This is a genomic window from Streptomyces sp. NPDC004647, from assembly GCF_040609575.1.
Taxonomy (GTDB): Bacteria; Actinomycetota; Actinomycetes; order Streptomycetales; family Streptomycetaceae; genus Streptomyces.
On record NZ_JBEXKU010000095.1, the window covers coordinates 1 to 23,885 of the forward strand.

A 23,885-nucleotide genomic window follows, 5' to 3' on the forward strand; every position below is an offset into this window, starting at 1 on the left:
TCGGCATCGGCGTCAGCGTCAGCGTCAGCGTCAGCGTCCGCGACCACGCCCGCGTCGATGGTCCAGCGGCCCCCTGGGAAGCGGTCCTCAGATCGCTGGGCCGCGGTGACTGCCTGCTACGTGGCCGTGATCTGTAGCGCGCCGGAGCCGAGTGCGCTGACACCGGCCGAAGCTCCCGGCACGAGCGCGATGGTGGCGCTGCCGCCGGCCGACAGGATCAGGGTGGCGTTGGTGTTGTTGGTCACGGACGTGATCAGGTTGGCCCGGATCCCGGTGTTGACCGTGGACCCGACGGAGAGCGCCGAGCCAGGAAGAGTGACGGTGCCGCCGGTCGTCAACGCCAGGCCCACGGAGCCGGTTACGGCCGCGGCTTGGTGGGTGTGGACGATCGTGGGGGCCTGGGTCTTCCCGGCCGGGGCCGCGGAGGCCGCGGGAGTGAGGGCGATCAGGCTGCCGCTCGCCAGGAGTGCAACGGCGGCGATGGCAGTGCGGCGTCGTACGGAATGCATAGAACTCCTCCATGGCAGGTGACGGACCGCTGTTTGAGACAGTCGGCGGCGCCCGGCGCGCTCTCACTCCAGGTGACCATTCATATCCACTCGGTTGCAATGTGATTAATGGGCTGGCCAGGGGCGCGCGGGAGCGTGTCCGGAGCACCCGAGCGCGCAACAGGTCCAGGAGTCCTAGCTGCAGATCCGGTGGCTGCCCCGCTCGTGATGCTGCTCGGGCTGGACGATCAGGCGTACGGCACGACGCTGAGGTCGGGGCGGCGTAGCAGGCCGATGGTGGGGTCCTCGGCTTCACGCGTATCCGACGGGTCGGAGGAGGACAAGAAGGTCACCGCGGCGCGCTGCCTCGAATTCTCGAGTGGTGCAGTACCGGTTGAGACCCCGTTGGCCTGGGGGGCGGGATGTGACTTCAGCTTCTGGCGATTCTGCTGAGAGCGTGCTGCGGTTCCCCTGCGGCGTCCGGCTGGCAGAGTCGCCGCCATGAGGCTTCTGATGCTGGGTGGAACGGAGTTCGTGGGCCGTGCCGTGGTCGATGCGGCGCTGGCGCGGGGCTGGCAGGTGACCGTGTTCAACCGCGGTCGCCATGAACTGCCGCCGGGCGTCGTGGCGGTGCGGGGCGACCGTAGCGCCGCGGACGGTCTGGCGGGACTCGAACAGGGCGAGTGGGACGTCGCCGTCGACACCTGGACCGGTGCGCCGTCGGCGGTGCGTGACGCGGCCCGGTCACTGGCGGGCCGGACCGGCGGCTATGTCTACGTGTCCAGCCGGTCGGTGTACAGCTATCCCGCCCCGGCGGGGCTGTCCGAGGACGGCCCGCTGGTGGACGCCTCGCCCGATGACGACGAGGTCGACTATCCGCAGGCCAAGAGGGGCGGGGAGCTGGCCGCGTCCGAGGTCTTCGGCGACCGGGCGCTGCTGGCCCGCGCGGGACTGATCCTCGGCCCCAGGGAGAACGTCGGGCGGCTGCCGTGGTGGCTGCGGCGGATCGCGCGCGGTGGTCCGGTGCTCGCCCCGGGGCCGCGCGACTCGGGGTTGCAGTACATCGATGCCCGTGATCTCGCCGCATGGATCGTGGATGCCGCTGAACGAGGGCTCGGCGGCCCGTTCAACCTGGTCAGCCCGCCGGGGCACACCACGATGGGCGAACTGCTGGAGGCATGCGTCCATGTCACCGGTGCCGACGCGGAATTGCGCTGGACCGACCCGGAACCGATCCTCGCCGCCGGCATCCAGCCGTGGATGGACCTCCCCATCTGGCTGCCACCTGGCGAAATGCACGACACCATGCACCGTGGCGACGTGTCCAGGGCGGTCGCCGCCGGGCTGCACTGCCGTCCCATCGCGGAAACCGTGGCAGACACCTGGGCCTGGCTCCAGGACCTGGGCGGGGAACCGCCCCAGCGGCCCGACCGGACGCCGGTCGGACTGGATCCGGAGACGGAAGCGAAGCTGCTGCGCAGCTGAACTGCCGCCGGGAAGGGGACTGGTGTGGGCGCCCGGTGGAGGCGCTCGACGCGGACGTACGGGGTGCTGGGCTCGACGCGGACGTACGGGATGCCGACCGGGCGGGCCGAGGTCACGCCGGGCGGGTCGAGGTCACGCCGGGCGGGTCGCCCCCGCGAAGGGCATCTGGTCGAGGGGGGCGACCCGTACCGGCGCACCCGGGCGCGGCGCGTGGATCATCTGGCCCTCGCCGATATAGAGACCGACATGGCTGATGCCCGAGTAGAAGAAGACCAGGTCGCCGGGGGCGAGCTGGGAACGGGGGACGCGACGGCCGATGTTGATCTGGGTGTACGTGGTGCGCGGGAGGGAGACCCCGGCGGCCCTCCAGGCGGCCTGGGTGAGGCCCGAGCAGTCGAAGCCGTTCGGGCCCGTGGCGCCCCAGACGTACGGCTTGCCGAGCGCGCCGTACGCGAAGGAGACGGCGCGTGCGGCGCGCGCGTTCGGCGCGTGGACCGCGCCGTACCGGGCGCCGCGATCGGCGCGGGCGGCACCGGCCGGTCCCGCCTGGCCGGATGTGGAGTGGCCGTCCTGTTGGAGCAACGACGCGCGCTGTGCGGACGTCAGCCGGTCGAGCAGCCGCTCCGCGGTCTCGAGCTTCCTCTGCACCGTGCGTTTGTGCCCGCGCAGATCGGCCTGTTGTTTCCTGAGCTCCGCCAGTTTGTCACCGGCCCGGGACCGGACCTCCTCGATGCCGCGCAGCCCGCGGCGCATGCCGGCGATCACGACGGCCTGGCGGCTGCCCGCCCGCTCGATGACCCTGACGCGGTCGAGGTACTGCTCGGGAGAGGCGGAGAGGACGAGCTGGAAGGCGGGATCGAGGCCCCCGGAGCGGTACTGGGCGGCAGCGATCGAACCGAGTGCGTTGCGGGAGATATTGAGTTCCCCGGTCCTGCGGGCGGCCTCGTCGCGCAGGCCGTCCAGCTTCTTCTGAGCGGCGTCGGACTTCTCCTTCGCTCCGTTGTACTTCTCGGTGGCCACCTCGGCCTCGTGGTGGAGCCGGTCCACCTCGGCCTTCACCTGAGCGGGGGTGAGACCCGGGTCGGCGTACGCGGGGCCATCGACGGCTGTCGCGCCCGCCGCGCCGGCGAGGGCGAGCACCGTCGCCGTACGGGCGGTGTTGCCGGTGAGCGATCGCTGCCTGGGCTTTCTGTGCGAGGCCACGGCCGCCATCACATCCTTCCTGCTGACCGGCGGCCGTGGGGAGCGGTCGCCATGGGGGAGGACCGTAGCCCTCCGGATCGCCGGCGAGCACGGCGATGACCGGGACTGAAAGGTTTCGGCACGGCGCTGAACAGAAGCACCGGGTGAATTCTCCCGGTACTGCCGGTTCGCGCTACGGGCCTGACCGAAGCGGCGATTGAGGCTCTCCCGGCTGAACCCCGGTGCTATGAGCCCGGGCGCGGGCTGCCGGTCTGCCGCGCATGTCGGCGTGACAGTGCCCCCGACTGCACGCAGTCGGGGGCACTGTCACAGCTTGCGGCACGCGGCCCGTACCGGCGCTGGTCCGTACGGCCTTGTCCGTCGTAGGCGGCTACGCCGGGCGGACGCTCCCGTAGATCGGCATGAACGTGATCGCCTCGGTCCGTACGTTCGCCCCGGGCTTCGGCGCGTGGATCATCTGGCCGTCGCCTATGTAGAGCCCGACGTGGCTGATGTCGTCGTAGAAGAAGACCAGGTCACCCGGCTTCAGGTCCTCCGTGGCGATGCGCGAGCCGACCTTCACCTGGTCCCAGGTGGTGCGGGGCAGCGAGACACCTGCGGCCTTCCAGGCACCCTGGGTCAGGCCCGAGCAGTCGTAGGAGTTCGGGCCGGTGGCGCCCCACACGTACGGCTTGCCGATCTGCGCCCGCGCGAAAGCCAGCGCCTTGGCAGCCTTGGTGGCGTACGTGCCGGAGTCCGCGCCCGTGCCCGAGCCCGGGGTGGAGGTGCCGCCGTCCGACGAGCCCGAGCCCTCGTTCCGCTCCCGCTCCTCGCGCTGCTTCTCCGCCTGCTCCCGGGCCAGCTCCTCCGCCTTGCGCTGGGCTGCCTGCTCTCTCTTGCGCTCGAGCGCCGCCAGCCGCGCCTTCTCCTCGGCCGTCAGGTCCGACAGCAGCTCGCGGGCTTTGGCGAGCTTGCCCTGCACGGACTCCTTGCTGGTCCGCAGCTCGTTCTGCGACTCGTTCAGCTGCGCCAGGCTCTCGGTCGCCTCGGCGCGCTTCTCCGTCGCAGTCGCCTGCTGGGTCTGGAAGTCCGTCACCGCTTGCTTCTGCCGGCCGGTCATCCGGTCCAGCATGTGGTTCTGGTCGAAGTAGTCCTGCGGGTCGGAGGCGAGCAGCAGGGTCGCGGTCGGGTCCATCCCGCCGTTCCGGTACTGCGTTGCGGCGTAGCTGCCGAGCAGCCGCCGGGCCTCGTTGAGCTTCTGCGTCCGCTTGGCCACATCGTCGATCAGCCGGTCGGACTTGGTGCGCTGCTTGTCCGTGCGCTCCTTTGCCTCGTTGTACTCCTGGGTGGCCGTACCCGCCTGCCGGTAGAGCTCGTCCACCTTCTTCTGGACCTCTTCCACGCTCTGCTTCGGCTCCCCAGGTGCGGCCTGGGCAGTCTGCGAGAGCAGGCCGAAGGAGGCGAGTGCCGCGGTCGAGAGGCCGACGGCGGTGCGGGACCCGTGGGAGGTGAGAGTACGAGGCCGCGATTTGCGGTGCGACGCCAAGGCGCGCGTCTCCTTCCGTGGACCGCCTACCGGGTTAGCTGTCGGGTTCGGGCGATCGGAAGGTTGCCCTACGGTCCGTACGCCGCGTGCTCTGCACGCGTGTGCGAACCGATTCACCCCGGTGATACGTGTGGGTCCCCGGCTCCGGCTGCCCCTCGGGCATTGGCCGGACTCGGCGTCGGCGCCCGTGCCGACGCGGTCGCCGGCGGGGGGTGCGGGTCGCCTGAGCGAGCACGGTAGCCAACTTGTGGTGCCGCTGTGAAGGCTGATGTTCGATATGCCCGAAACCTTTTCGTGACCTAGCCCCCATGGCAACCGACTGGACGGTACGCGGCTGCGCACAGTGACAACCGACGGGACGGTACGGAGGGGCCTCGGTGGTGATCCGGAGGGAAGCACGGTGGACATCGCCGGGACGGCGGCGGGACGACAACCGGGCGGCAGCGGGCCGGCGGCGGGGCAGCACCAGGGCAGCGGCAGGGGCAGCGACGGGGGTGACAATGGGGAAGCGGTGTGGGCTGTCGGTCCGGCGGCCTAGACTCGGTTGGCGATGAGCAGCCTCTTTGACGACAGCTTCCTGGCGGACCTCGAGCACCCGGCCGAGCGCCCCCCGCCCCCGCCCGAGGGCCCGGCGCCCGAACACGTTCCGGCGGACCTGTTCGGTGGGCGCTTCGACGCCCCCGTGGACCGGGACGCGTACTACCGCGACGGCGCACCGCGCCCCGCCGTGGACCCCGCCGCGCTGCTCGAAGGCCTGAACGAGCAGCAGCGGGCCGCGGTCGTCCACACCGGTTCGCCGCTGCTCATCGTCGCCGGTGCCGGGTCCGGCAAGACCCGGGTGCTCACCCACCGGATCGCACATCTGCTGGGCACCCGCCGCGTGCACCCCGGCCAGGTCCTCGCGATCACCTTCACCAACAAGGCCGCGGGCGAGATGAAGGAGCGAGTGGAGGAGCTCGTGGGGCCGCGGGCGAATGCCATGTGGGTGTCCACCTTCCACAGCGCGTGCGTCCGCATCCTGCGCCGGGAGAGCAAGAAACTCGGCTTCACCTCCAGCTTCTCGATCTACGACGCCGCCGACTCCAAGCGCCTCATGGCACTGGTCTGCCGAGATCTGGACCTGGACCCCAAGCGCCACCCTCCCAAGGCCTTCAGCGCGAAGATCTCCAACCTCAAGAACGAGCTCATCGACGAGGAGGACTTCGCCGCGCAGGCTGCCGGGAGCGCCTCCGGGTCGGAGGGCGGCGGAGGGTTCGAGAAGACCCTCGCCGAGGCGTACGCGCTCTACCAGTCGCGGCTGCGCGAGGCCAACGCGCTGGACTTCGACGACATCATCATGACGACGGTTCATCTCCTCCAGGCGTTCCCGGACGTCGCGGAGCACTACCGGCGGCGCTTCCGGCACGTACTCGTCGACGAATACCAGGACACCAACCACGCGCAGTACACCCTGATCCGTGAGCTGGTGGGGACGGGCGGGACCGAGGCCGGGACCGAGACCGATCGAGCCCCTGTCGCGGAGCTGTGCGTGGTGGGCGACGCCGACCAGTCGATCTACGCCTTCCGCGGCGCGACCATCCGTAACATCCTCCAGTTCGAGGAGGACTATCCGGACGCGAAGACGATCCTGCTGGAGCAGAACTACCGCTCCACGCAGACCATCCTCAGCGCCGCCAATGCCGTCATCGAGCGGAACGAGAACCGCCGCCCGAAGAACCTGTGGACCGAGGCCGGGGCGGGCGCGTCGATCACCGGCTATGTCGCCGACACCGAGCACGACGAGGCGCAGTTCGTCGCCGACGAGATCGACCGGCTGACGGACGCGGGTGACGCCAAGGCGGGCGACGTCGCCGTTTTCTACCGTACGAACGCCCAGTCCCGGGTCTTCGAAGAAATCTTCATCCGGGTCGGGCTGCCGTACAAGGTCGTCGGCGGCGTGCGCTTCTACGAGCGCAAGGAGGTCCGCGACGTGCTCGCGTATCTGCGCGTGCTCGCGAACCCCGAGGACACCGTGCCGCTGCGCCGGATCCTCAACGTGCCCAAGCGCGGCATCGGCGACCGGGCGGAGGCGATGATCGACGCGCTCGCGCAGCGCGAGAAGACCTCCTTCGCGCAGGCGCTGCGCCGGGTCGACGAGGCGTACGGCATGGCGGCCCGGTCGGCGAACGCGGTGAAGCGGTTCAACACACTGCTCGAGGAGCTGCAGACGATCGCCGAGTCCGGCGCCGGGCCGGCGACGGTGCTGGAGGCGGTCCTGGAGCGTACGGGCTATCTCGCCGAGCTCCAGGCGTCCACCGATCCGCAGGACGAGACGCGGGTCGAGAACCTTCAGGAACTGGCGGCGGTGGCCCTGGAGTTCGAGCAGGAGCAGGCCGCTGGGAACGCTGAGAACCCGGGCACGCTCTCCGACTTCCTGGAGCGGGTCGCGCTGGTCGCCGACTCCGACCAGATCCCGGACGAGGACGAGGACGGCTCGGGCGTCATCACGCTGATGACGCTGCACACGGCCAAGGGCCTGGAGTTCCCTGTGGTCTTTCTGACGGGGATGGAGGACGGTGTCTTCCCGCACATGCGGGCGCTCGGCCAGACGAAGGAGCTGGAGGAGGAGCGGCGGTTGGCCTATGTGGGCATCACGCGTGCCCGGGAGCGGCTGTATCTGACGCGGGCGACGATGCGCAGTGCGTGGGGCCAGCCGTCGTACAACCCGGCCTCCCGGTTCCTCGAGGAGATCCCGGACGAGTTCGTGCAGTGGCGGCGTACGGGACCCGCTACGCCCTCGGCGTCGGCGGGCGCGATGGCGGGGCTGACGTCCTCGCTGTCGTCATCCCGCTCCAAGGCGGGGCCGAGCGGGTTCGCGACCCGCAGGACCACGGACCGGCCGGTGATCTCACTGGTGGTCGGGGACCGGGTGACACACGATCAGTTCGGTCTGGGGACCGTGGTGTCGGTGACGGGGAACGGGCATGACGCCAAGGCGACGATCGACTTCGGGGACGAGAAACCGAAGGTGCTGCTGCTGCGGTACGCGCCGGTCGAGAAGCTCTGACCCGGGAGGGCGATGGCGGTGTCGGTCCGGGCTGCGCGCCGCTTCGGGTCGGCCGGACCCGCCTGTCAGCGCTGAGTCTTGGGGCGGGCTGAGCCGACCCCGCCCCTGTACGCCTCAGCTCCGCGCGCCTCGGCCCGGATGCGCCGACTCCGGACGCCTCAGCTCCGGGTGGGTCAGGCCGGGGTGGGTCAGGCCGGGGTGGGTCAGGTCGGGTCGAGGCCCTTGCTGCGCAGCCACGGCAGCGGGTCGATCGCCGAGTCGCCGCCGGGGTGCACCTCGAAGTGCAGGTGCGGGCCGGTGGAGTTGCCGGAGTTGCCGGAGTAGGCGATGACGTCCCCCGCCTTGACCGAACCGGACCGGATCTTCGTACTGCTGAGGTGGCAGTACCACGTCTCGGTGCCGTCGGGGGCGGTGACTATGGCCATGTTGCCGTAGGAGAGGTTGTATTGCGTGCGGACGGTGCCGTCGGTCGCGGCCATCACCGGCGTGCCGTAGCTCACCGGGAAGTCGATGCCGCTGTGCACGGACATCCAGTTGACACCCGCCTGGCCGTACGTGGCGCTGAGCCCGTGCTGCTCGACCGGGATCGCGAACTTGGGGCGGAGCGCCTCCTTGCGGGCGGCCTCGGCCTCCTTGCGCTTCTTCTCATCCAGCTGCCGCTGCTTGAGGTCGATGCGTTCCTGCGTACGGCTGGCGCGGTCCGCGAAGTCGTCGGCGTCGGCGGTGAGCGTCGCGAGCTGGGAGTCGAGCTTGCTGTTGGCCGCGGCCGGCTTGACGGCCGACACATCGGCGGCGGCCTGCGTGGTCTTGGATTCGCCCTTGTCGGCGTCGAGGCCGCTGACGGATGCGGCGGCGATACCTGCCACGCCCATCACGGCGACTGAGGGGACGGCGACGGTGAGGAGAGCGGAGCGGCGGGCGGGGGTGCGGCGGCGGCTCCGGCCCACGGGGCGGTTGTCCGCCCGGCGAGGGGCCGGGAGGATCGCTGCCTCGGGATCGAGGCCGGCCGGGTCCTCGTAGTATCCGGCGTCGGTTCCGTCGTTCTCGCTCAACGCCTCGAAGGCGGCCGTGCGTTCAGGTTCGGCTTCGGCGGCGTCGCTGTACGGCGCCTGGTCGTAGGACTCCTGGTCGTAGGACTCCTGGTCGTAGGACGCCGGGCCGTACGGTGTCTGGTCGTACGGCTCCTCGGCGGGGGAGTCCTCAACGGCCGCGTAGGCGGAGCCGTCCCAACTCTGGTTCTGCGCCGGGCCGTTGTCCCATGGCTCTTCGGGGTTCAGCCCCTGGTCCGTGTCCGTGGGGTGGGGAATGCCGTTCGGGTCGAAGCTCGCGTCGTACTGCCCGGTGCCGTACTGCCCGGCGGTGTCCCACGCCCCGGTGTTCCATCCAGTGGCGTCCAACTGGCCGGTCGTGTCGAGTGACTCGGCGGCGACGGGGCCCGCCTGGGCCGGGATGCCGGGGGTCGGTTCGTAACCGGTGGCAGCCCACATCCCGCTGGTGTCGTAGCTGCCGGTCTCGTACGTCGTCGGGTGGGCCCCGTACGCGTCGTATCCGGCGCCGTACGCGTCATATCCGGCGGCCGGCTGGGCGCCGCTCGTGTCCCAGTGCCCGGTGTCCCAGTTCCCCGTGGCGTACTGCGTCGCGCCGTACTGCGGAGATCCGTACTGGGTGGTGTCGTACTGGCCCGTGTCATAGCTGCCGGGAAGCGAGCCGAAGAGCGGGTCGCCGTCACCGTAGGCCGCGTCACCGTAGGCCGTGGCGAGGTTGTCGAAGGTTCCGGTCGCGTAGCCGTCGTACCCGGCGTGGCCGTTGAGGGCCCCCTGCTGGTCGTACGCCGTATAGTGCGCATGCGAGGCGTCAGGAGCGTTAACGGTCGGGATCGTGCCTCCCGACGGGTGACGGTCGTTCACCACCAAGCTTCTCTTTCGCCTCGGCAGCAGGAGAATTAGCGGCGACTGTACCCGGCGGTATGCGACGGCGACAATCTTCGGCAGGATTCGAGCTGCCGGGGAACGGGCATATGGCCGTCTTTCGGCTGATGCAGACTGTAGCTTGGCCGGGTGTTCGAATTCAGTTCGACGGCCAATCTCCCCTGGGCGGGGGCGGATCAGGCCACGGAGGCCGCCTCCGAGGCCTCGCCGCCCGGCGACGCGGCGTCCAACGCCTGGCGAATCCCCGCGGCGACTGCCGCATGCACCGGCAGCGCGAGATGTCCGATACCGCTGACCTGCACGTTGTGCGAAATGAGATCCGGGTGGTCGAGGCAGGCCGTCTCCAGCGGAACCATCAGCTGGTCCAGGTCGCTCCAGAAGTTGACGAAATGCGTGGTGCAATTCGGGGCGGGTTGCGCCAACTCCTCGATCAGATCCGAATCCGGACGCATCTGCCGCACGATCGGGTGGGCGGACAGCAGGGGCACGGCACGGGTGCCGGAGTGCGGGGTGCCGAGCGCGACCAGGGTGCGGACGCGGGCGTCGCCGCCGAGCCGCTGTACGTAGTAGCGGGCGATCAGCCCACCCAGGCTGTGCCCCACGATGTCGACCTGGTCGTGGCCGGTACGGGCGCAGACCTCCTCGATGTGCGGGCCGAGAAGGGCCGCGGCGGCACGGATGTCACAGCACAGCGGGGAGTAGTTGAGAGCTTCAACTTCGCTCCACCCGTGCTGGCGCAGGGAGCGTCGCAGCAGGACGAAGACCGAGCGGTTGTCGATGAAGCCGTGCAGCAGCAGGACCGGCAGCCGGTCCTCGTGGGGGGCTTCGACGGTCGCCAGGATGGACGCTTCGGACGCGTCCAGCGGCTCGATGGGGGTGATGACCTGCGGCTCGCAGGGCGAGTTCTGGCTGGGGCGCTCCTGGATCACGCCGGTGGGGTAGAGCACGGCGTGCCCGGCGAGAATCGCCAGGTCCAGGGCCGTGGCCTTGATGAGCGCGGCGGAGGGGCGTAGAAGACTCGGAAGAAAGGGTAGGGCCCCCATTGGCCGACCTCCCGACCGGCACGCGAAGGGACGACTCCGTCCCCCGTGTGCCCTCACGGAAAGCCGTTTCGAGGACCGGTGCGGCTCGGGGTCCGGGTCGCACCGCCTGGGCCGCGGCTCTCACGGCGCCTTGGTGCGGAGACCTCGCTGCGGCTCTCCTTGTACGTGTCCCAGGTGTGATTTCCCCCTCTGAGGCCTTCGCGAAACTGCTGGGTGCGGGATGCTGGGGATAACGTTCGTTCACTTCCGGTGTTTCCGGCCATGTGGGAACTGGGCCGGCGGCGGCGGACGGACACCGCGGATGTACAGATATACAGAGATGTGCATGGAGGCAGTGATGGGTGTGTCGGGTCCGATCCGCGTGGTCGTGGCGAAGCCGGGGCTCGACGGCCACGATCGCGGAGCCAAGGTCATCGCACGGGCGCTCCGTGACGCCGGTATGGAGGTCATCTACACCGGGCTGCACCAGACCCCGGAGCAGATCGTCGACACGGCGATCCAGGAGGACGCCGACGCGATCGGCCTTTCCATCCTGTCCGGTGCCCACAACACGCTCTTCGCGAAGGTGCTCGAGCTGCTGAAAGAGCGCGACGCGGTGGACATCAAGGTCTTCGGCGGCGGCATCATCCCCGAGGCGGATATCGCTCCGCTGAAGGAGCTGGGCGTGGCGGAGATCTTCACGCCCGGCGCCACGACCGGCGACGTTGTGGCCTGGGTACAGGCCAATGTCCGCGAGCTCGCGGTCTAGCGGACGATCAGCGGGCCGACGCGTCTGGTGGGTCTGGCAACGACCAGCGGGCCGGCGGGGCCGGCGGGCTGGAGGGTCTGGCAGACGACCATGGGCCGACGGGGGTCGGAGGGTCGCCCGGTCGGCGGGCCGATTGCGCCAGTGGACCGAGGGCCGTTTCCATGAGCCCGTGGGGCTGCTGTGCCGGCTCCGCCGAGCGGACTGTGGGCTGTACAGCCGGGGGAAGGTTCGATGCCCGGGTGCTCCGACGTCCCCTGTGGTGAGGTGGCCGGTGGTCGCTCAGCGGACTCGCTCGCGGGAGGCCGCTGCCGGCGCCGCCCACGGGCGGCGGCCGAGGCCCTCGCCGCCCATCGGAGGCCGAGGTCATGGGGCGCAGGCAGCCTCGGTCGCGGGCGATCAGTTCATGGCCCCGCCCGTGGGGGCAGGGGCCTGGTCCACGAGGGGTTCGAGCTCGCAGTGCATGGTGGCGCGCAGCCGGAGTGTGCCGATGAGACGCTGGAATGCCTCCGACCAGTAGCCGCCCGCGCCCGGCGAGGCGCCCTCCGGTTCATCCGGTATCGCCGTCAGCATTTCCAGCCGGTCGGCCTGAGCCGGGTCCAGGCAGCGTTCGGCCAGGCCCATCACGCCGCTGAAGCTCCAGGGGTAGCTGCCCGCGTCCCGGGCGATGTCCAGGGCGTCGACCACCGCCCGGCCGAGCGGTTCGGTCCAGGGGAGGGCGCACACTCCGAGGATCTGGAAGGCCTCCGACAGTCCGTGGGCCGCGATGAACTCCGCCACCCACGCGGCCCGTGCGGCGGGGGGAAGCGCCGACAGCAGCTTTGCCCGCTCGCCCAGCGAAGCCGTACCGGCTGTCGCGGCGGACGGTGCCGAGGGGGATCCGAGCAGGGCGCGGGCCCATGCGGCGTTCCGCTGTCGTACGGCCGCCCGGCACCAGGCGGAGTGCAGTTCCGCCTGCCAGTCGTCGGTGACCGGCAGCGCCACGATGTCCGCCGGGACGTGGCCGCCGAGCCGGTCCGTCCAGGAGTCCAGCGGCGCGGCCTCCATCAGCTGGCCCAGCCACCAGGCGCGCTCGCCGCGCCCGGACGGCGGCTTCGGAGCGACGCCGTCGCGCTGCATCGCGGCGTCGCACTCGTACGGTGCCTCGACGGCGATGAGCGGCGTGCCACTCGTACGGTCGAGAGCTACGCAGGAGGTGGCGCGTTCGGCCATGCGTGCGGCCAGCGCGGAACCCGGAAGAGCCGACAGCAGCTCGGCCGCAGTCGCGCGGACATTGCGGCTGCGGTCCGACAAGGCCTGCTCCAGGAACGGCTCGTCGGCCTCGGAGAGCCCCGCCCGCAGCGAGTCGAGGAACATCAGCCGGTCCTCGGCCCGCTCCGCCGTCCAGGTCGAGCCGAGCAGCGCGACCGCAGATGCGGGCTCGCGGCGGCGCAGGGCGCCCAGAAGGGCGACCCGTTCGGCGAACAGGCCTTCCTCCCAGAGCCGTTGTACCTGCCCGGGGTCCCCTGTCTCGGGTGGCGCGGAGCCTGCGGCCGCCCCTCTGAGCGCGAACTTCCAGTCCGGATTCAGGCGGGCCAGCCACTGGGCACGCGGACCGGCGAGCGCCAGAGCCTCCGGGCGCAGGTCGGTACGGGCCCTGGCCGCGTCGAGCAACGCGGGCAGGAGCGCGGCGGGGGCCCGGTAACCGTGCCGGTTGGCGGCGGCCAACCACTGGGGAAGCAGCTCGGTGAGGTCGGGCGCCGTGCCTCGGCGCCCCCCGCTGCCGCCTGCTCCGGTTCCGGCCGCCCGGTCGGCGAGCAGCGTCGCGAGCCGCCGCCGCGCGGCGGGCGGCAGCGGCGGCCGTACGTCCGCCGGGGCGGCCGGGGGCCTCGGGCGGGCGGCGGCCGGCCGCAGCCCCGCCCTCCGCCGCACCGTACCGAGTGCGGCGGCGTCCAGCAGCGCGGTGGCGGGGTCCCGCCCGGCCCCGGCCACGGGCGGCCTGCGCCGCTCGGTCCCCAGCAGCGCGGCGGTGACCAGCTCCTCCCAGGAGGGGACGGGAGGTTCGGCAGCCGTGGTCATGCTTCCCCCCGGGGACGGTGACGGATTCGTAGGGCGTCGGACGACGGCTCGGCGGACCGCGCCCGGGACGGGCTCGGCGTCTGAGCCGGTATCCGTGCCTGCGCCTGTGCTTGCACCTGCGCCGGCATTCGTGCGCTTGACGCCTCCTGCAGCCTCACAGCGAGACCGCCTCGGCCGTGTCCGGTGACCACGCCGTCAGCGGGGTGAAGCCGCGGTGACCGCACGTTCCGAAGACGGTGAGTGCCCCACCGCCCGAGACCGAGGCGAGCTGCCACAGGCCCGTACGGCCCAGGCAGCGTGGGTCCACGGGGAGGGCCGCGTCGCCGGCTGCGTCGGCCAACTGCCAGCCGTCCGGGCCCGGTAGGGGCACGACATCGGACAGCACGACCGGCCAGGTATCCAGCCAGGGGTCCTCGCGCAGACCGTCGCCGTACGCCGCGAGGGCCTTCTCGACACCGGAACCCGGCGGTGCCGTGCCCGGAGCCGGAGGCGTGAACTGCTCGCCCAGGGCGGCGCGCAGCGGCCGCGACCCCGGGTAGAAGGTGAGCGCCGCGTCCAGCGAGAGACCTGTGGGCAGCGCCAGCGGTGGCGCGGCTCCGGCCGCGCCGTAGGAGAGCAGTAGAGCGGCCCGCCCCGAGCCCTCGCCGCGCAGCCAGATCCGTCGCGTGGTCAGCTTGCCGTCGCTGCTGTCCTGCTGGGCGAGCACCAACCACCGATCACGGACCGCCGCCTGCCCACCGGCCAGCAGATCCGCGGTGTCCGTCGTGAGGCCGACGCGTGCGTGGACCGTCGCCGCGAGCGGTTCCGGCAGCCCGGAGATGCCCAGGTACGCCCGAATCAGCAGATGCAGCAGCGCGCATTCCTCCAGCAGCCGGGCGGGCCAGCCCGCACCGGAGGATGGGATCGTGCCCAACTCCCGTACCCGGGCGGCCAGTCCGGCAGCCTTGGCATCCACCATGCGGGCGGCCGTCTCGTCCCAGGCCGCGTACCCGGCCCCGTCCGCGGCCGCCAGGCCGCCGTGCAGCAGGTCGATCAGCCGTTGCTCCAGCTCAGCGGCACCGGCCGCTATCCCCTCCGCTCGGAGCTCGGCCCGTCGCCTCGCCGCCGCCGGGTCGGCGCTCCTGCCCCCGCTGGCGGGGGCGGCGTCGGCAACCTTCTGCCCGGTACGCTGCCTGCGCCCTTCCAGCCACTGCCCGGCCCACTCCGGCGGGTCCTGCCCGTACGGCACGGTCGACGCACCCTCGGCCCACAGGAGCAACAGGCCCAGTGCGTGCTTGCAGGGGAACTTCCGGCTCGGGCAACTGCACTTGTAACCCGGTCCGGCAGCAGCTTGCGCGTCGTGGACCGCAACGACTGTCTGGTACGGCTTGCTGCCGCTCCCCTTGCACAACCCCCACACCGCCTCCCCGTTCGCCCCCGTCGCGGACCACGGTCCCGCCACACCGAGCCTGCTCCCTGCCTTGCGCGACGCGGCGTCAGGAGCCAGTGCCAGCACCTGCTCCACCGTCCAGCGCACCCCCTGCTGAGTCATGCCAACGACGCTACGGCTCCCCACTGACAATCGCCCCGGCCTGCAGTTTCTATGGGGGATGCCCGTTTTCCGCCTGCTGTCGCAACCGCTGAGGGGCCACAGCGGCGGGATGCCCGCAAGATCGCGTGTATGGGGGAGGCCCATGGGGGAGCAGACACCGAGGCTGTGCGGCGGCGGACGAAAGAAGGGTCGTCATTTTCGCGCCTTGCCCCGGCCCCCCTGCCCCCGGCAGTGGAGCGCCCGCACGGACTTCCGGTGTGTCCGAGTGAGCCTGCGGCGCATCCGGGGGAGGGCCCTGTGGCTGTGCTCGGTTGATTGTCAGTGGCGTGTTGCAGGGTTGATTTCGCAAGCGGTCCACGGGGCTTCGGGGTGGGCCGTACGCCGTGCGCAGTCATGCGCAGTCATGCGAAGAGGGGGAGACGTGACCGCGACCATCAGCGGGCCCATCAACGACCAGGCGCTCCGGCCGCACGCCGAGGACGCCTTCGCCGACGAGCTCAAGGCGCTCGTGGCGGCCGACGACCGTCCGCGTCCGGCGCGTTGGCGGATGTCGCCCTGGGCCGTCGCCACGTACCTGCTCGGCGGCACGCTGCCTGACGGTTCCGTGATCACGCCCAAGTACGTCGGCCCGCGGCGCATCGTGGAGGTCGCCGTCACCACCCTCGCAACGGACCGCGCCCTGCTGCTGCTCGGAGTCCCCGGTACCGCCAAGACCTGGGTGTCCGAGCATCTGGCCGCCGCCGTCAGCGGCGACTCCACACTGCTCGTCCAAGGGACCGCGGGGACGCCGGAGGAGGCGATCCGCTACGGGTGGAACTACGCCCGACTGCTCGCCAATGGCCCCAGCCGCGACGCGCTCGTACCCGGTCCCGTCATGCGGGCGATGGCGGAGGGCATGACCGCCCGGGTCGAGGAGCTCACCCGCATCCCGGCGGACGTCCAGGACACGCTGATCACCGTGCTGTCCGAGAAGACCCTGCCCATCCCGGAGTTGGGCCAAGAGGTACAGGCCGTCCGCGGGTTCAATCTCATCGCCACGGCCAACGACCGGGACCGCGGCGTCAACGAACTCTCCAGCGCGCTGCGCCGCCGGTTCAACACCGTGGTGCTGCCGCTGCCGGCCACTCCCGAGGCGGAGGTCGACATCGTGGCCCGCCGTGTGGACCAGATCGGCCGCTCGCTGGAACTTCCCGCCGCGCCGGACGGCACCGACGAGATCCGCCGCGTCGTCACGGTCTTCCGCGAACTCCGCGACGGGGTGACGGCGGACGGTCGTACGAAGCTCAAGTCGCCCTCCGGCACGCTGTCGACGGCGGAGGCGATCTCCGTGGTCACCAACGGGCTCGCCCTCGCAGCGCACTTCGGCGACGGTGTCCTGCGTCCGGCGGACATGGCGGCAGGCATCCTCGGCGCGGTGGTCCGCGACCCTGCCGCCGACCGCGTCATCTGGCAGGAGTACTTGGAAGCGGTGGTGCGCGAGCGCGACGGCTGGAAGGACTTCTACCGCGCCTGCCGCGAGGTGAGCGTATGAGCGGACAGGGACAGCCGCTGCTGCTCGGCGTACGGCACCACGGTCCCGGGTCCGCCCGGGCCGTCCGGGATGCGCTCGAGCAGCGCCGGCCGCGGGCCGTGCTGATCGAGGGCCCGCCGGAGGCGGACGCGCTCGTCTCGCTCGCGGCGGACGAGGGGATGCGGCCGCCGGTTGCGCTGCTGGCTCACGTGGCGGACGCCCCGGGGCGCGCGGCGTTCTGGCCGCTGGCCGAGTTCTCGCCGGAGTGGGTCGCGATCCGCTGGGCGTTGGCGCACGACGTCCCGGTCCGCTTCATCGACCTCCCCGCCGCGCTTACGCTCGCGCTGAGCGATGACGACGACGGTGGCGGCAGCCCGGGCCGGCCGGATCAGCTGGACCGGCCGGCCCGGCGCGACGGCCGGCCGGACCCGATGGCCGCGCCGGCGCCCGGGACTGGGCCTGATGCCCCGGGCATGGGCGGTCTCCCGAGTCCGGGTCGCCTCCCCGGTGCCCCAGGCCCGAGTGAAGTCCCGGGCGTGGGCGGTGCCGGTGTCCCAGGGCCGAGTGGTGTCCCGGGGCCAGGTGGTCTCGCCGGCTCCAGTGCTGCCCCGGGTGCGGGTGACCCGGCTCCGGGGGATTCCCCCCGCTCGGGTGGAGTTCCGGGCTCGGGTGGTCTTCCAGCCGTCGGTGTCTCTGGCCCGAGTGGTGTCCCGGGTGTGGGTGACCCTCCTGGCTCGGGTGGTGTCCCTTGCTCGGGTGCAGGTGGTCTCGCCGGCCCGGGTGGTGCCCCGGGTGCGGGTCACCCGGTTCCGGGTGGCGTTCTGGGCCCGGGTGGGGCGCCGGAGAGTGGCTCGGGAGCTTCTGCGGAGGACGGAGCCGGGGAGCGGCTGCGGATCGATCCGCTCGGTGTGCTCGCCGAGGCCGCGGGTTACGACGATCCGGAGCGCTGGTGGGAGGACGTTGTCGAGCACCGGATGCCCGGTCGGCCCGCCGACCGCACGCGCGGGGTCGTGAACTCCTCCACGGTCGCTGCGCGACATCGGCTCGGCCGCGCTGACGGTGACAGCGCTGTGGTGTCGTGCACCGGAACGGGAGCCGGTGGGGGCGGAGCCGTAGGGCAGGGGGACACCCGGGGGAAGCCGACGGCACAGCAAGATGCCGTGTCCGGGGGCACTGCTCCCACTGCCCCCACTGCCCCCGGCTCCGCCGGGAGCACACCCGTGCAGACGGAGTCCGAGGGCTCCGCGGGCCCGGCAGGCCACGGGGAGGAAGCTCTCGCCGCCTTCGAGGCCCTCGCGGAAGCGATGGGCGCGCTGCGCGAGACGTACGGGGACGGCGGGCACGAGCGGGACGCCGTGCGGGAAGCACACATGCGGCTGCGGATGCGCGACGCGCGGCGCGAGTTCGGGGACGAGTTCGCCGTCGTCTGCGGCGCCTGGCACGTACCGGCGCTGACCCGGCGGACCACCGCGACCGCGGACCGGCAGCTGCTCAAGGCACTGCCGAAGGCCAAGGTCGAACTCACCTGGGTGCCATGGACCCATCGTCGGCTCTCCCGGCACAGCGGCTACGGTGCCGGGATCGCCTCGCCCGGCTGGTACGGCCACTTGTTCCATGCCGCGGACCGCCCGATCGAGCGCTGGATGACGAAGGTCGCCGGCCTGCTCCGCGACGAGGGGCAACCCGTCTCCTCCGCCCATGTCATCGAGGCCGTACGGCTCGCCGAGACCCTCGCCACTATGCGCGGCCGCCCGCTCGCCGGGCTGGTGGAGACGACCGATGCGGTCCGCGCCGTGATGTGCGAGGGGTCCGACGTGCCGCTCGCGCTCGTCCAGGACCGGCTCGTCGTCGGCGATGTGCTCGGCGAGGTGCCTGATACGGCGCCGGCAGTGCCCTTGCAGCGTGACCTGACGCGCGTTCAGCGCCGGCTCCGGCTCAAACCCGAGGCGCTGGAGCGGGAGTTGGAACTCGACCTACGGAAGGACACCGACGCCCGGCGCAGCCTTCTGCTGCACCGGCTGCGGCTGCTCGGCGTCGACTGGGGCGAGCCCGTGCGCTCGCGCGACGGGCTCGGCACGTTCCGGGAGACCTGGAGGCTGGGCTGGGAGCCCGAGCTGTCGGTGCGGGTCGCCGAGGCCGGGGTATGGGGGACGACCGTACACGCCGCCGCCACAGTGAAGGCCGAGTCCCAGGCCGTCTCTGCCGGCTCCCTCGTCGACGTGACCGCGCTCGCCGAGCACTGCCTGCTCGCCGGGCTCCCGGACGCCCTCCCGGTCGTGATGCGGGTACTCGCCGACCGGGCCGCGCTGGACGCGGACGTCGGCCATCTCGCCCAGGCGCTTCCCTCCCTGGTCCGCTCGGTGCGGTACGGAGACGTGCGCGGTACGGACTCCGCCGCGCTCGCGGAGGTGGCGACGGGCCTGGCTGAGCGGGTGTTCGTCGGCCTCCCGCCCGCGTGCGTGGGTCTCGACGCCGACGGCGCCGCGGAGATGCGACGGCACATGGATTCCGTCCACAGCGCTGTCGGCCTGCTTGCCGGGTCCCGGGCCGCTGAGCAGGACAGCCAGCATGGTCCGCATGGCCCGCGCGACCCGCAGTCGTTCTCCTCCGGTACCGACGCTGCAGAGCTGTCCGGCCCCTTGGTCTCCGCAGCCGGGATGCGCGAGCGGTGGGCGGCGGTACTGCGAGCGCTCGCCCGCCGGGACACGGTGCCCGGCTCGATACGCGGACGGGCCGCCCGACTGCTGCTGGACGACGGGCGGCTCGCAGTGGATGAGGCGGCCCGATACATGGGCCTCGCCCTGTCGCCCGGCACCGCACCGGCCGAATCAGCCGCCTGGATCGAAGGGTTCGTCGGCGGCGGAAGGGGAGGCGGCATGCTGCTGGTCCACGACGAACGGCTGCTCGGACTTCTCGACGCCTGGCTGACCGGCGTCCCGGCCGACGCTTTCACCGACGTACTGCCGCTGCTCCGTCGTACGTTCGCGGTGTACGAGCCGGGCGTGCGGCGCACACTCGGTGAACTCGCCCGGCGCGGTCCAGCCGCGCCGGGCGCGGCGGCCACCGGCGCGGCCGGCGCGGCGGCGCCCGGCTTCGGATCCGGTCTCGACCCTGAGCGCGCCGCAGCTGTACTGCCGACGCTGCGCCTGCTGCTCGGACATGACGACAACGACCTCGCGGGGGTGGCGGGATGAGGGGAGAGAGCAGGCCGGCGGAGGAGGACGCGGCGGGGAGTGGGGGCGCGGGGGCGGCCGGGGGCAGGACAACTGTCCCGGCGGTGGGGCGTCCGTCGGCAGGCGACCCACCGTCGGGTGCTGCTACGCGTAGCGCGATGTCGGTCGGGCAGAGCTGGGGTGGCGCCGGGGCGGAGCCGGTGGGGCGTGTGTCGGCAGGCGACCAACTGTCCGGTGCCGTGCCCGGCCAGCCGCCCAGCGCAGCCGTGCCCGACCGGCTGTCCGATGCGGCTGCGCCCGACGGACTGTCCGGCGCAGTAGGGGGTCCCGGGTCGGACGACGGGTGGGGAAGCCACTCGGCGGCCGTCGGCGGTGAGGGTGAGGGTGAGGGCGAGGACGAGCGGTTGCGGCGGTGGCGGCTCGTGCTCGGCGGTGACTCCGGCGACGGCACCGGCCACGTACTCGGCGGGCGGGACGCGGCCATGGACCGTACTCTCGCAGCGCTCTACGGCGGTGGCAGCGGCAGCGACACCGCTGCCAGAGACCAGGAGAAGAGAGGCAGCCGTACCGCAGGGCTCGGCGGGTCCGCGCCCCAAGTGGCCCGCTGGCTCGGCGACATCCGGAGCTACTTCCCCACCTCCGTCGTCCAGATCATGCAGCGGGACGCCATCGACCGGCTCGGACTCTCCTCGCTCCTGCTGGAGCCCGAGATGCTCGAGGCCGTCGAGGCGGACGTCCATCTCGTCGGCACCCTGCTGTCTCTCAGCAAGGCAATGCCCGAGAGGACCAAGGAGACCGCCCGCGCCGTGGTGCGCAAGGTGGTCGAGGACCTGGAGAAGCGGCTGGCGGCCCGGACCCGGGCCACGCTCACCGGTGCGCTCGACCGCTCCGCCCGGATCAGCCGTCCCCGCCACCGGGACATCGACTGGGACCGCACCATCCGGGCCAACCTGAAGAACTACCTGCCCGATCACCGGACCGTCGTGCCCGAGCGGCTGATTGGCTACGGGCGGGCCGCGCAGGCGGTCAAGAAGGACGTCGTCCTGTGTGTCGACCAGTCCGGGTCGATGGCCCCATCGGTCGTCCACGCCTCCGTCTTCGGCGCGGTGCTCGCCTCGATGCGGTCGATCGCCACCCGCCTCGTCGTCTTCGACACCGCAGTCGTCGACCTCACCGATCAGCTGGACGACCCGGTGGACGTACTGTTCGGCACCCAGCTCGGCGGCGGCACCGACATCAACCGGGCCCTCGCTTACTGCCAGTCACAGATCACCCGGCCCGCGGACACCGTCGTCGTGCTCATCAGCGATCTCTACGAGGGCGGGATACGCGACGAGATGCTGAAGCGGGTCGCGGCGATGAAGGCTTCCGGCGTGCAGTTCGTGGCGCTGCTCGCGCTCTCCGACGAAGGCGCACCGGCGTACGACCGCGAGCACGCGGCGGCGCTTGCCGCCCTCGGCGCTCCGGCGTTCGCCTGCACACCCGACTTGTTCCCGGAGGTGATGGCAGCGGCGATCGAGAAGCGCCCGCTTCCGATACCGGATATGACCGCTCATCGTTGACACGGCCGCCGGTCGCCCGGCACGCGACCGTAGCGCCTGCGCTGCCGACGTACGGCCGATGACCCTGGTCAGCGGCCTGTCAGGGGCGCTGATGCGTCGGCCGGCCGCCGCCCGCAAGATCGTTGCCGGGACTCCGCACGACCGGCTGCCCGGCCTCCGGGAGACCGCTGGCCGGACCCGCAATACCGTTGTCCGGACCCGGCAGGATCGTTGTGCGGACACGCGGGGTCGCCGAGCGGCCACGCCGTCGCGATCTGTGACTGTAATCACCGCGTCCATGTGATCTGCGATTTAGGGACCCAGGTCCGACGGGGATAACCTGCGAGACGGACATGCCGCGTACCCGGCCATCGTGTGCGCCTCCGTTGTGACCGCGTCGTCACGCTGCCCGTAGCGGCACGCCCACGCAGACAACGAACCGCAATCACCACCACAGCGGTATTGAGACGCAAAGGGACGGACGCGCGTGGACCTGTTCGAGTACCAGGCGAGGGACCTCTTCGCCAAGCACGGTGTACCGGTGCTGGCCGGTGAAGTCATCGATACGCCTGAGGCGGCGAGCGAGGTGACCGAGCGTCTGGGCGGCCGTGCCGTCGTCAAGGCGCAGGTCAAGGTCGGCGGCCGTGGCAAGGCCGGTGGCGTGAAGCTGGCCTCCGACCCGGCCGATGCCGTCGAGAAGGCCGGCCAGATTCTGGGTATGGACATCAAGGGCCACACGGTCCAGAAGGTCATGCTCGCCGAAACCGCGGACATCGCGGAGGAGTACTACGTCTCCTTCCTGCTGGACCGCACCAACCGGACCTTCCTGGCCATGGCCTCCGTCGAGGGCGGCGTGGAGATCGAGGTCGTAGCCGAGGAGAACCCCGAGGCGCTCGCCAAGATCCCGGTGGACGCCATCGAGGGCGTGACCCCGGAGAAGGCCGCCGAGATCGTCGCCGCGGCGAAGTTCCCGGCCGACATCGCCGGCCAGATCGCCGATGTCCTTCAGCAGCTGTGGGTCGTCTTCATCAAGGAGGACGCCCTCCTCGTCGAGGTCAACCCGCTGATCAAATCCGGCGACGGCAAGATCATCGCGCTGGACGGCAAGGTGTCCCTGGACGAGAACGCCGAGTTCCGCCAGCCGCACCACGCCGATCTCGAGGACAAGGCGGCGGCCAACCCGCTCGAGGCCGCAGCCAAGGCCAAGGGCCTCAACTACGTCAAGCTGGACGGCGAGGTCGGCATCATCGGCAACGGCGCGGGTCTCGTCATGAGCACCCTCGACGTCGTCGCGTACGCCGGCGAGGCCCACAGCAACGTGAAGCCCGCCAACTTCCTCGACATCGGTGGCGGCGCCTCCGCCGAGGTGATGGCCAACGGCCTCGAGATCATTCTCGGGGACCCGGACGTCAAGTCCGTCTTCGTCAACGTCTTCGGCGGCATCACCGCCTGTGACGCGGTCGCCAACGGCATCGTCCAGGCTCTGGACCTCCTCAAGTCCAAGGGCGAGGACGTCACCAAGCCGCTGGTCGTGCGCCTCGACGGCAACAACGCGGAGCTGGGTCGCCAGATCCTGACCGACGCGAACCACCCGCTCGTATCGCAGGTGGACACCATGGACGGTGCGGCCGACCGCGCCGCCGAGCTGGCAGCGAAGTAAAGGAACGGGTCACCAACACCATGGCTATCTTCCTCACCAAGGAAAGCAAGGTCATCGTCCAGGGGATGACCGGCTCCGAGGGCCAGAAGCACACCCGCCGGATGCTCGCCTCCGGCACCAACATCGTCGGCGGCGTGAACCCGCGCAAGGCGGGCACGACCGTTGACTTCGACGGCACCGACGTACCGGTGTTCGGCTCCGTCAAGGAGTCCATCGACGCCACCGGCGCCGACGTCAGCGTCATCTTCGTGCCGCCGAAGTTCGCCAAGGACGCGGTCATCGAGGCGATCGACGCCGAGATCGGCCTGGCCGTCGTGATCACCGAGGGCATCGCGGTGCACGACACCGCCGCGTTCTGGGCGCACGCCGGGGCCAAGGGCAACAAGACCCGGATCATCGGCCCCAACTGCCCCGGTCTCATCACCCCGGGCCAGTCGAACGCCGGCATCATCCCGGCCGACATCACCACCTCCGGCCGCATCGGCCTGGTGTCGAAGTCCGGCACGCTGACGTACCAGATGATGTACGAGCTGCGTGACCTCGGCTTCTCGTCGGCCGTCGGCATCGGCGGTGACCCGATCATCGGCACCACGCACATCGACGCCCTGGCCGCCTTCGAGGCCGACCCCGACACCGACCTGATCGTGATGATCGGCGAGATCGGCGGCGACGCCGAGGAGCGGGCCGCGGACTTCATCAAGGCCAACGTCACCAAGCCGGTCGTCGGCTACGTGGCCGGTTTCACCGCGCCCGAGGGCAAGACCATGGGCCACGCCGGCGCCATCGTCTCCGGTTCGTCCGGCACCGCCCAGGCGAAGAAGGAGGCCCTCGAGGCCGCCGGTGTGAAGGTGGGCAAGACCCCGTCCGAGACGGCCCGCCTCGCGCGCGCCGCGCTCGTGGGCTGAATTCCCGGCTCCACACGGAGGCGTGGGCCCGTACCGGAAGGTAC

15 protein-coding genes and 1 riboswitch are annotated in these 23,885 nt (G+C 71.5%); of the genes, 8 read left to right on the plus strand and 7 right to left on the minus strand.

Annotated elements, in window-relative coordinates:
- Positions 1 to 116: 116 nt before the first annotated feature.
- Positions 117 to 509: a hypothetical protein gene (locus tag ABZW18_RS29480; RefSeq protein WP_356193272.1), complete on the minus strand. Its 393-nt coding sequence runs from the start codon at positions 507 to 509 to the stop codon at positions 117 to 119.
- 480 nt (positions 510 to 989) lie between these two features.
- On the opposite strand from ABZW18_RS29480, the gene ABZW18_RS29485 reads away from it, so the two are divergent.
- Positions 990 to 1,973 (plus strand): NAD-dependent epimerase/dehydratase family protein, encoded by a 984-nt coding sequence (locus tag ABZW18_RS29485; protein WP_356193274.1) that lies wholly within the window; start codon positions 990 to 992, stop codon positions 1,971 to 1,973.
- Positions 1,974 to 2,105: 132 nt separating this feature from the next.
- Here the strand turns inward: ABZW18_RS29485 and ABZW18_RS29490 are convergent, their stop codons facing one another.
- Together ABZW18_RS29490 and ABZW18_RS29495 are read right to left on the minus strand one after the other, a co-directional pair.
- Complete coding sequence (locus ABZW18_RS29490; RefSeq protein WP_356193276.1) at positions 2,106 to 3,176, minus strand: C40 family peptidase; 1,071 nt, start codon at positions 3,174 to 3,176, stop codon at positions 2,106 to 2,108.
- Positions 3,177 to 3,546: 370 nt separating this feature from the next.
- On the minus strand, positions 3,547 to 4,701 hold the full coding sequence (locus ABZW18_RS29495) for an NlpC/P60 family protein (RefSeq protein WP_356193279.1): 1,155 nt from the start codon (positions 4,699 to 4,701) through the stop codon (positions 3,547 to 3,549).
- A 7-nt stretch (positions 4,702 to 4,708) separates the two neighbouring features.
- A riboswitch (cyclic di-AMP (ydaO/yuaA leader) is annotated at positions 4,709 to 4,889 on the minus strand.
- Between the two features lie 362 nt (positions 4,890 to 5,251).
- On the opposite strand from ABZW18_RS29495, the gene pcrA reads away from it, so the two are divergent.
- Entirely contained in the window at positions 5,252 to 7,747 is a 2,496-nt protein-coding gene (gene pcrA / locus ABZW18_RS29500; protein ID WP_356193282.1) for a DNA helicase PcrA, read from the plus strand.
- A 203-nt stretch (positions 7,748 to 7,950) separates the two neighbouring features.
- On the opposite strand, the gene ABZW18_RS29505 is transcribed toward pcrA, so the two are convergent.
- Together ABZW18_RS29505 and ABZW18_RS29510 are read right to left on the minus strand one after the other, a co-directional pair.
- Complete coding sequence (locus ABZW18_RS29505) at positions 7,951 to 9,654, minus strand: peptidoglycan DD-metalloendopeptidase family protein (protein WP_356193302.1); 1,704 nt, start codon at positions 9,652 to 9,654, stop codon at positions 7,951 to 7,953.
- Positions 9,655 to 9,851: 197 nt separating this feature from the next.
- Positions 9,852 to 10,718, minus strand: coding sequence for an alpha/beta fold hydrolase (locus ABZW18_RS29510; RefSeq protein ID WP_356193284.1), 867 nt, complete (start codon positions 10,716 to 10,718; stop codon positions 9,852 to 9,854).
- A gap of 337 nt (positions 10,719 to 11,055) precedes the next feature.
- On the opposite strand from ABZW18_RS29510, the gene ABZW18_RS29515 reads away from it, so the two are divergent.
- Complete coding sequence (locus tag ABZW18_RS29515) at positions 11,056 to 11,466, plus strand: cobalamin B12-binding domain-containing protein (RefSeq protein WP_356193304.1); 411 nt, start codon at positions 11,056 to 11,058, stop codon at positions 11,464 to 11,466.
- 396 nt (positions 11,467 to 11,862) lie between these two features.
- On the opposite strand, the gene ABZW18_RS29520 is transcribed toward ABZW18_RS29515, so the two are convergent.
- Together ABZW18_RS29520 and ABZW18_RS29525 are read right to left on the minus strand one after the other, a co-directional pair.
- Complete coding sequence (locus tag ABZW18_RS29520) at positions 11,863 to 13,521, minus strand: DUF5691 domain-containing protein (RefSeq protein WP_356193286.1); 1,659 nt, start codon at positions 13,519 to 13,521, stop codon at positions 11,863 to 11,865.
- Between the two features lie 154 nt (positions 13,522 to 13,675).
- Entirely contained in the window at positions 13,676 to 15,052 is a 1,377-nt protein-coding gene (locus tag ABZW18_RS29525) for an SWIM zinc finger family protein (protein WP_356193289.1), read from the minus strand.
- A gap of 421 nt (positions 15,053 to 15,473) precedes the next feature.
- Here ABZW18_RS29525 and ABZW18_RS29530 point away from each other — a divergent pair, with 421 nt between their 5' ends.
- The 5 genes from ABZW18_RS29530 to sucD all read left to right on the plus strand — a co-directional run bounded on the left by ABZW18_RS29530 (position 15,474) and on the right by sucD (position 23,841).
- Positions 15,474 to 16,583: an AAA family ATPase gene (locus ABZW18_RS29530; protein ID WP_356193291.1), complete on the plus strand. Its 1,110-nt coding sequence runs from the start codon at positions 15,474 to 15,476 to the stop codon at positions 16,581 to 16,583.
- Positions 16,580 to 19,756, plus strand: a complete 3,177-nt coding sequence (locus ABZW18_RS29535; protein ID WP_356193293.1) for a DUF5682 family protein — start codon at positions 16,580 to 16,582, stop codon at positions 19,754 to 19,756. Before ABZW18_RS29530 ends, ABZW18_RS29535 begins: the two co-directional genes overlap by 4 nt.
- Before the next feature lie 137 nt (positions 19,757 to 19,893).
- Positions 19,894 to 21,297, plus strand: coding sequence for a VWA domain-containing protein (locus ABZW18_RS29540; protein WP_356193295.1), 1,404 nt, complete (start codon positions 19,894 to 19,896; stop codon positions 21,295 to 21,297).
- A gap of 466 nt (positions 21,298 to 21,763) precedes the next feature.
- Entirely contained in the window at positions 21,764 to 22,936 is a 1,173-nt protein-coding gene (sucC, locus tag ABZW18_RS29545) for an ADP-forming succinate--CoA ligase subunit beta (protein WP_356193298.1), read from the plus strand.
- A 20-nt stretch (positions 22,937 to 22,956) separates the two neighbouring features.
- The gene (gene sucD, locus ABZW18_RS29550; RefSeq protein WP_356193300.1) at positions 22,957 to 23,841 is read left to right on the plus strand and encodes a succinate--CoA ligase subunit alpha; all 885 of its coding nucleotides are present in this window, start codon (positions 22,957 to 22,959) and stop codon (positions 23,839 to 23,841) included.
- The last annotated feature ends 44 nt before the right edge of the window (positions 23,842 to 23,885 follow it).

Coding starts and splice junctions, on each gene's coding strand:
- ABZW18_RS29480 (WP_356193272.1), bottom strand. CDS start 509: ATGCATTCCGTACGACGCCGCACTGCCATCGCCGCCGTTGCACTCCTG.
- ABZW18_RS29485 (WP_356193274.1), top strand. CDS start 990: ATGAGGCTTCTGATGCTGGGTGGAACGGAGTTCGTGGGCCGTGCCGTG.
- pcrA (WP_356193282.1), top strand. CDS start 5,252: ATGAGCAGCCTCTTTGACGACAGCTTCCTGGCGGACCTCGAGCACCCG.
- ABZW18_RS29510 (WP_356193284.1), bottom strand. CDS start 10,718: ATGGGGGCCCTACCCTTTCTTCCGAGTCTTCTACGCCCCTCCGCCGCG.
- ABZW18_RS29515 (WP_356193304.1), top strand. CDS start 11,056: ATGGGTGTGTCGGGTCCGATCCGCGTGGTCGTGGCGAAGCCGGGGCTC.
- ABZW18_RS29520 (WP_356193286.1), bottom strand. CDS start 13,521: ATGACCACGGCTGCCGAACCTCCCGTCCCCTCCTGGGAGGAGCTGGTC.
- ABZW18_RS29525 (WP_356193289.1), bottom strand. CDS start 15,052: ATGACTCAGCAGGGGGTGCGCTGGACGGTGGAGCAGGTGCTGGCACTG.
- ABZW18_RS29535 (WP_356193293.1), top strand. CDS start 16,580: ATGAGCGGACAGGGACAGCCGCTGCTGCTCGGCGTACGGCACCACGGT.
- ABZW18_RS29540 (WP_356193295.1), top strand. CDS start 19,894: ATGTCGGTCGGGCAGAGCTGGGGTGGCGCCGGGGCGGAGCCGGTGGGG.
- sucD (WP_356193300.1), top strand. CDS start 22,957: ATGGCTATCTTCCTCACCAAGGAAAGCAAGGTCATCGTCCAGGGGATG.